5 protein-coding genes and 1 pseudogene are annotated in these 5,549 nt (G+C 68.1%); 3 read left to right on the plus strand and 3 right to left on the minus strand.

Annotation, left to right across the window (positions count from 1 at the left end):
* Nucleotides 1-223 (plus strand): annotated as a pseudogene (locus AC5RUJ_RS10150) (Rv3654c family TadE-like protein); the annotation flags it as partial.
* Nucleotides 224-345: 122 nt separating this feature from the next.
* On the opposite strand, the gene AC5RUJ_RS10155 reads toward AC5RUJ_RS10150, so the two are convergent.
* Together AC5RUJ_RS10155 and AC5RUJ_RS10160 are read right to left on the minus strand one after the other, a co-directional pair.
* Entirely contained in the window at nucleotides 346-2,700 is a 2,355-nt protein-coding gene (locus AC5RUJ_RS10155) for a DEAD/DEAH box helicase (protein ID WP_494101094.1), read from the minus strand.
* 107 nt (nucleotides 2,701-2,807) lie between these two features.
* On the minus strand, nucleotides 2,808-3,482 hold the full coding sequence (locus AC5RUJ_RS10160) for a GNAT family N-acetyltransferase (RefSeq protein ID WP_494000646.1): 675 nt from the start codon (nucleotides 3,480-3,482) through the stop codon (nucleotides 2,808-2,810).
* A gap of 97 nt (nucleotides 3,483-3,579) precedes the next feature.
* Between AC5RUJ_RS10160 and trhO the strand changes: the two genes are divergently transcribed.
* Entirely contained in the window at nucleotides 3,580-4,485 is a 906-nt protein-coding gene (gene trhO / locus AC5RUJ_RS10165; protein WP_494022387.1) for an oxygen-dependent tRNA uridine(34) hydroxylase TrhO, read from the plus strand.
* A gap of 141 nt (nucleotides 4,486-4,626) precedes the next feature.
* Here the strand turns inward: trhO and AC5RUJ_RS10170 are convergent, their stop codons facing one another.
* Nucleotides 4,627-5,205 (minus strand): GNAT family N-acetyltransferase, encoded by a 579-nt coding sequence (locus tag AC5RUJ_RS10170; RefSeq protein ID WP_494000644.1) that lies wholly within the window; start codon nucleotides 5,203-5,205, stop codon nucleotides 4,627-4,629.
* Nucleotides 5,206-5,333: 128 nt separating this feature from the next.
* Here AC5RUJ_RS10170 and AC5RUJ_RS10175 point away from each other — a divergent pair.
* Nucleotides 5,334-5,549, plus strand: a 216-nt coding sequence (locus tag AC5RUJ_RS10175; protein ID WP_494155823.1) for a DUF7059 domain-containing protein, incomplete at its 3' end; no start/stop codon positions are given.

Genomic DNA, 5,549 nt, shown 5'->3' on the forward strand with positions numbered 1-5,549 from the left:
CGATGCTGCCCGCGGCCTGCTGGCCGGCGAACCATGTACCCTGGCCGCAGACGTGGCACGCAAGCAGGACGCCGAGCTGCTGGCGTGCCGCCGTTCCGGACCCGGCGGTGTGGTGGTCGACGTCCGGACCCGGACCCGACTGCCCGACGTGCTGGGGTGGCTTGACGGACAGTGGACACATGCCGAGGGCCGGGCACGTGCGGGGCCACCACCGGGCGGGTAAGCCATCAACAGCGTGGGGTGGGCAGCCCCAAGGCGATAACCATCGGCAGCGCGGACGAAGCACTGTTTCCCACCTGGCGCGTGCAGTGTATGCCGAGTCAGGCGGGCGGCGGTGCCCCTCGGTTAGGCGACGGCCGCCTGGTGCCTGTCGGCAGGGGCAGGGCCAGCTTGGGAAAGCAGAGCCTCGATCAGCGTGACCGCCCCCGACTTGTCCAAGGGATTGTTCTTGTTGCCGCATTTGGGGGACTGCACACAGGAGGGGCAGCCCGTTTCGCACTCGCAGGACCGGATGGCGTCCCGGGTGGCCGCCAGCCAGATCCTGGCTGCCTCAAAGCCCCGCTCGGCGAAGCCTGCGCCGCCGGGATGCCCGTCGTAGACGAAGATGGTCGGCTTGCCGGTATCGGCATGCAGTGCCGTCGATACACCGCCGATGTCCCACCGGTCGCTGGAGGCCACCAGCGGGAGCAGCCCGATGCCGGCATGTTCGGCCGCATGCAGGGCACCGGGCACACGGGCCGCGACCAACCCCGCCGACGTTAGTTGCTGCTCGCCGATGGTGAACCAGACGGCCTTGGTGAACAGTTCCCTGGCACCAAGATCCAGCGGCTCTTCGCCCAGGATCTCGTTGGAGATGAAGGCCTTGCGCTGGAAGGAGACGACTTTGGTGGTGACCTTGACGTCGCCGAAACAGGCCTGGACTTCGCCCCACTGCTCGGTTCGCTGCGCGCCGAGCACTTCGATCTGCGTGACGTCGCGGGCCTGGGTGTAGTAGTCCGGATTTCCCCGGGTCACCATCGCGCAGTGGTCCTGCTCGTTCAGTTCATCCACGACGTATGTCGTGCCCTGGTGCACGTACACGGCGCCGTTGTGTGCCTGATAGTGCGACTGCGGGGAGTCCATGGTCCCGAGCAGTGTCCCGGATTCCGTTTCGACAATGCTGATGGGCCCGCCGCCGTCGGCCCGCAGGTTCACCATGGCCGCCGCGCTTTCCGGATGGGTCCAGTACCAGCCGGCCGGCCGGCGCCGGAGATAGCCGTCGGCCGTCAACTGGTCGAGCAGGCCGGGAGCCGCGGCGCCGAACAGCCCGATGTCCGCGGGCGTCAACGGAAGCTCCTGGGCCGCGGCGCACAGGTGTGGTCCCAGGACGTAGGGGTTCGACGGGTCGAAAACGGTCGCCTCCACGGAGACGTCGAAGACGGCCTCGGGGTGGTGGACCAGGTACGTGTCCAGCGGATCGTCGCTGGCCACGAAGGCAGCCAGCGCGTCTTGCCCGGACCGGCCGGCGCGGCCGATCTGCTGGAACAAGGAGGCGCGGGTGCCCGGCCACCCCGCGACCAGGACGGCGTCCAGTCCGGAGATGTCGATGCCCAGCTCAAGCGCCGAGGTGCTCGAGACGCCCAGCAGCTGCCCCGACCTGAGCTTGGCTTCCAGCTCGCGGCGTTCCTCCGGCAGGTAGCCGGAGCGGTAGGCAGCCACCCGCCCGGGCAGCGAGGGGTGGACGTCGTCCAACAGCCGTTTGGTGATGGACGAAATCGTCTCGGCACCCCGGCGGGACTTGATGAAGGCGATGGTACGCACCTGCGCCGCGACGAGATTGGCCAGCAGATCGGAGGTCTCGGCAACCACCGTGCGCCGTTCCTTGGCGCCGTTCTCGCCTTTGAGCTCGGTGAGCTGGGGTTCCCAGAACGCTACGGTCGTGGAGCCGTGCGGCGAGCAGTCTTCGGTCACCGCCTCTGCTTCCGCGCCGATCAGCCGACCGAAGGAGGTTGCGGGGTCCGCGGAGGTGGCGGAAGCGCCGATGAATACGGGGTCCGCCCCGTAACTGGCGCAGACGCGGCGCAACCGCCGCACGAGATTGGCAACATTCGAGCCGAAGACACCGCGGTAACTGTGCGCCTCGTCAATGATCACGAACCGCAGCCGGCGGAAGAACCGTGCCCACCAGGCATGGTTGGGCAGGATCCCGAAGTGCAGCATGTCCGGGTTGGCCAGCACGAAGTTGGCATGGTCCCGGATCCAGCGGCGGGCACCCGGATCGGTGTCGCCGTCGTAGGTTTCCGCCCGCACGGTGGGCAGCTTCAGCGCCTTGATCGCCGCCAGCTGGTCGGCCGCCAACGCCTTGGTCGGGGCCAGGTACAGGGCGACGGCGCCGCTCGGCTCGAGGCTGACGGTGTCTGCCAAGGCCGTCCGGTGGATGGCGTCCAGGGCCGGCACCTGGTAGGCCAGCGACTTTCCGGAGGCAGTTCCCGTGGCAATGATCGTATGGCGGCCCTGATGGGCACCCTCGGCGGCGCGCACCTGATGGCGCCACGGCTCGTGCACACCGAGCGAGGCATAGGCGGCACGGATGTCACCGTGGACCCACTCCGGCCACGGCTCGACCACGGCCTCCCGGGCCGGAAGCTCGCGGACATGCACCAGTTGCTCAGGCTCCGGACCGGAGCCGAGCAGCGGAATCAGGGAATCGTGCAGGGCCACCCGAACATTGTGTCACCACACCGGGGCGCGGCGGGCAGCACCCGCAGCACGGGTGGGCCGGCCTGCATGGGTGGGCACGCGGCACCGGTGTGCCAGGCAGCAGGCGATCAGCCCTCCGCCACGGGCTTGAGGATCATCACATCGCAGACCGTGTCCCAGCCCAGGTGCCGGTACAGCATCTGGCCGTCGTGCGAGGCGATCAGCAGCCCGGTGTCCACCATGTGCTCCAGCACGGAGGCGATCAGCGCGCGCATCACGTGCGTGGCCAGCCCGCGCCTACGGTAGTTAAGGTCCGTTTCGATGTGGTCGAAGACCGCGAAATTGTCGACGGCGGCGGCGACGCCGTGGGCGGCCTCGTTTCCTTCATGCACCACCCGGACCTTGTGGACGTTCCCGTGCTTCTCGACCTCGGTCTTGTAATCGGGGTCGCGGTACCACGGGTCCTCGGCGTCCTGGCCGGACATGTCGGTGACCATCAGCGACTGGGCGTTGTGGTGCACCCGCAGCCCATGCTGCGGCGCCAGCTGATGGATCCGCTGCGCGTCGCGCGTCAGCACGGTGAAGATCCGTCCCGGTGACTTGGTGGTGTCGCGGGCCACGGCGGCGAATTCCTCGTCGCCGGGTTCGAACGCGAAGTACTCCCAGTCCCCGGTCTTGTCCGCCAGCAACACGGCCGGGTGTCCGTCGACCTCTTCGGCGGAGTAGCCGCGGCAGGCCGACCAGCCGGCGACCCAGGCGGCAAGGACGTCGTCGGGGACGTCAGTCGTATATTCGTGACCCATAGCAGGACTGTACCGAACAGCGGGCGCGGGCGGCATGCCTAATCGATGACAACCCTGTCACAATCCCAGATTACCGGCCACCGCGTAACCTTGATGCGTGGCTTTGAACCGGATTGTGCTTTATTACGCTTTCACCCCGTTGCCGGACCCGGACGCCGTCCGGCTCTGGCAACGCGCGCTGTGCGAGAAACTCGGCCTGCGCGGCCGGATCCTGATTTCCAAGGACGGCATCAACGGCACCGTCGGCGGAGAGCTGAACGCGGTGAAGCAGTACGTGAAAACCACGCGCGAATACCCCGCCTTCCGCGGCCTCGACGTGAAGTGGTCCGAGGGCGGGGCGGAAGACTTCCCGCGGCTGAGCGTCAAGGTTCGGGACGAGATCGTATCCTTCGGTGCCCCGGGAGAGCTCACGGTGGACCAGGGCGGAGTGGTCGGCGGCGGGACGCACCTGCGCCCCGAGGAGCTACACCAGCTCATCGACGCAAAAAAGGCGGCGGGCGAAGACGTGGTTTTCTTCGACGGCCGCAACGCCTTCGAAGCGCAGATCGGCAAGTTCAAAGACGCCATCGTGCCGGACGTGGCCACCACCCACGACTTCATCAAGGAACTGGACTCCGGCAAGTACGACGATCTTAAGGACAAGCCCGTGGTGACGTACTGCACCGGCGGCATCCGCTGCGAGGTGCTGTCGTCCCTGATGGTCAACCGTGGCTTTCAGGAGGTCTACCAGCTCGACGGCGGAATCGTCCGTTACGGCGAAACCTTCGGCGACGCCGGGCTGTGGGAAGGTTCGCTCTACGTCTTCGATCAGCGCATGCACCTGGAGTTCACGCCGGACGCCAAGACCATCGGGGAATGTGTCCGCTGCCAGGCGCCGACCAACAAGTTCGAGAACTGTTCCAATCCGGACTGCCGCCAGCTGACGTTGTACTGTTCCGCGTGCGCAGCGGAGCCGCAGACCCTGCGCTGCCCGGACGGCTGCCCGGAGCCTGCCGCCGCCTGACTGCCGCTGCTGACTGCCGCCGGCCGGCTCCCGTTGTGTGGCCCGGCGGCATCCGGGCCGTCCGTCCCCGGGCAGGGGAGCGTCCCGGAGCTGTTTTGTGGACGTCGCGGGCTACCCAACGGCATCAGGTTCCGCGGCGGGTCAGGCGTTCGCGGTCTCGGGCCACAGGCCCGCCGTGGCATCCTGCGGTTCGGTGTCCTCGACCTCGGTCTTGAACACGCTCATGCCCCGCGCCTGGTAGTTGGCCACGGCCGCCGGCCCGTCCAGCGAACAGGTATGCACCCAGACGCGCCGCACCGGCGGAAACCCGTCCCAGCGGCCATGCAACTGCCAGGCCTGCCGGATGCCTTCGGTTAGCAGGGCACCGCCGAAGCCGCGGCCGATCGCCTCGGGGAACAGGCCGAAGTACATGATTTCGACGTCGGTGCCGGTCTCGCCGGGCCGGCCCAACAGTTCCACGTAGCCGGCCGGAGCGTTGCCGGTGTACAGCACCCAGGTTTCCGCCCCGGGGGCACGCACTGCCTGTTCCCATTCGCTGCGCGTGAGCACCAGCCGGTCGGCCCAGTTCCAGCTGCTGCCCACACTGCGGTAGAGGAACTTGCTGAACTCGGGGCTGATCTGCCGCACCCGCACCACGGCGGCATCATCCGGCAGCGGGCGCGAGCCCGGCACCAGCTGGGCCGGATCGGTCTGTTCAAGGTAGGTGGTGGTGACGAGCATGAGGTCATTTAACCATCAGGGAACCGCCCCGGAGGCACGGGCAGCAGTGACCTGTGAGCGCTGAAGGCCCGCGGGCACCTTGGCCGGCAGGTCCGGGGCGTGTCTGTCCGGGTTACTAGACTTGGGCCGTGGATAGTGCAGATTTCTCCGACGTTCCCCATGCGCCCGCCAGCAGCGACCGGCGGCTGCTGGCGGACCTGGCCGCCGACCTGACCACCCTGGATTACAGCGTGGACGGCGTCGCGGCGCTGCTCGGAACCGAGGCGTGGGAGGCCTTGGACCGCGACCAGCTGGTTCCGGCCGTGCTGGCCACCGCCCGCCTGCTGGAGGATCCGGCACAGGGC

Source organism: Arthrobacter sp. Y3223164 (assembly GCF_059091005.1).